The sequence below is a fragment of the Oleiphilus sp. HI0079 genome (assembly GCF_001635105.1).
Genome location: NZ_LWFT01001175.1, coordinates 1 through 1,756, shown reverse-complemented (window position 1 = coordinate 1,756; position 1,756 = coordinate 1). Strand labels below are relative to the sequence as shown.

Annotated in this window: 1 protein-coding gene; it reads right to left on the bottom strand. The window is 50.2% G+C overall.

What is annotated here, in order from left to right:
• Positions 1-103: 103 nt before the first annotated feature.
• A complete protein-coding gene (locus A3750_RS20935; RefSeq protein ID WP_255374897.1) occupies positions 104-1,282 on the bottom strand; it encodes a DUF2254 domain-containing protein in 1,179 nt (392 codons plus the stop codon).
• Positions 1,283-1,756 lie beyond the last annotated feature (474 nt).

The following is a 1,756-nucleotide window of genomic DNA, read 5'->3' as shown; positions in this document are numbered from 1 at the left end:
AACACCGCTCGTTATGTTGGTCTTAACAGACCGCCACTGCAGCCAAGTCTCATGAAGCGTGGGAACTTTTCATCAGTCTCATGACAAAAACGCAGAGCGCTCACTAAGAGACCACCGAAGAGCGTAAGTCCTTCGCCTGAGCTTGCTCGGAGAGCGAACGGATATGGTCAAGATCTCCCTGCTGGCAAAGCGACGACAAGGCGTATCCCAGAGCATATTCAGAGTGGTAGATGACGGCAGGGTCAAGGGCTTCGTGACCAAGCAGGCGCAGGCTGATAAACGATTCTTGCAAGCATGCTGTAACCTCGCGTAGCCCCGCGCCATCGCGAGCAATCGCGCTGAAAGCATCATCCAATAAGGCTCTTACCGACAGTTCGGGTACAAATACTCGGTCATACATAACCGCTTGCTCTTGCGAGCCATCTTCTGCGGAGCGCTGTTGGGTGATGGCCCACTTAGAGATCAAACGTACCATCGTTCTAATAATATCGATGGCGGTTCCTGGGTCATTTACCGCCGGTGACAGCGCGCGACTGGCGATTTCCGAGAGCACGACCATCCCAAAACGCGGGTCTTCATCAAAGGTTCTTGATCGGCCGACACGAAATGCTTGCGCTATTCCACTCGTCAACTGCTCGTCTAGGGCGGCTTCGCTTGTGTCAACAAGAACGAGAGGCTCAGCCAGACTTATAAATTCACCGGGAAGCGCGCGGACGAAAATCCGGCAGTTATTTTTTTCTGCCAGTTCTTGCAGTTGCTTAACGTCTAGTTGCTGCACGTAACCGACATGCTCTGAAAATACGGGCGTTCCCGTCGGTTCTTCGTCCGGCTGCTTGGTACACAGAGTTGGAAATCTTGCATAGGATTGGAGAACGTTATTCAACACGTTCTCGACTTTTCCAATCGTTTCGCCAAGGCGACCTAATCGTGCAATTCGGTCTACCCATCGAACGAAGCTCAGGATCACGATGGCGAATACAACGAGCGTAAGAACAAAGAGCACAAATGTACCCTGCTGTTCAAAAAGGGTGTTCAGGTGTGCTACTAGTCCAACAATGCTGAAGATGAACGCACCGATGAATGTTGATAATGCGTTTTGAGAGACATCATCCGCGATCACTAAAGAGAGGGTGCGGGGCGTTGCGGCATCGCTTGCCGATGTGAACGCGGAAAGCATGGCTCCAACAGCAAATGTCGCAATCACAAGCATGCTGGCAGCCATGACAGACAAAAGCGTTTCTAATGATTGAAAACTAATGTGTGGTAGTTTGTTATCAAATATAACTAGTTGATCCGCGAGCCTGCGGCGATCACAGCGAATAATGAGAGAACGCAGGAAAATAGAGGCTTAACCCATAGCCTTTCCCCAAGTCTGTTTAATGCGAAGCGTACTTTATTCCCCATACCTCCGAGAGAAACCGACTCTTGATTCTGCATCTTTAACTCCGTTTAAGATCTTCTACAAATAGAAATGGACGATGTAGTTTGCGAGACCGCGGCTCCTTTCAGTAACACCATGCGTAGGTAAAGGAAGAGCCATCTTGGGGCTGTCCGTTCTGCAGCACGACCGATCAGAGTATGCTGACACCGCTGTTTGCGATCAAGAGCTAGCGACTAGCCAGCTCTTGTGCTTTGCAGTGGACGTATTTTGGTTCAAATACCGAGCCGATCAAAACTTGACCGTCATAGCTTGCAGCGACGCTTGAGCCGGAAAGAATACTTCCATCGTCTGCATAAATCGTTTCCACGGAACCGC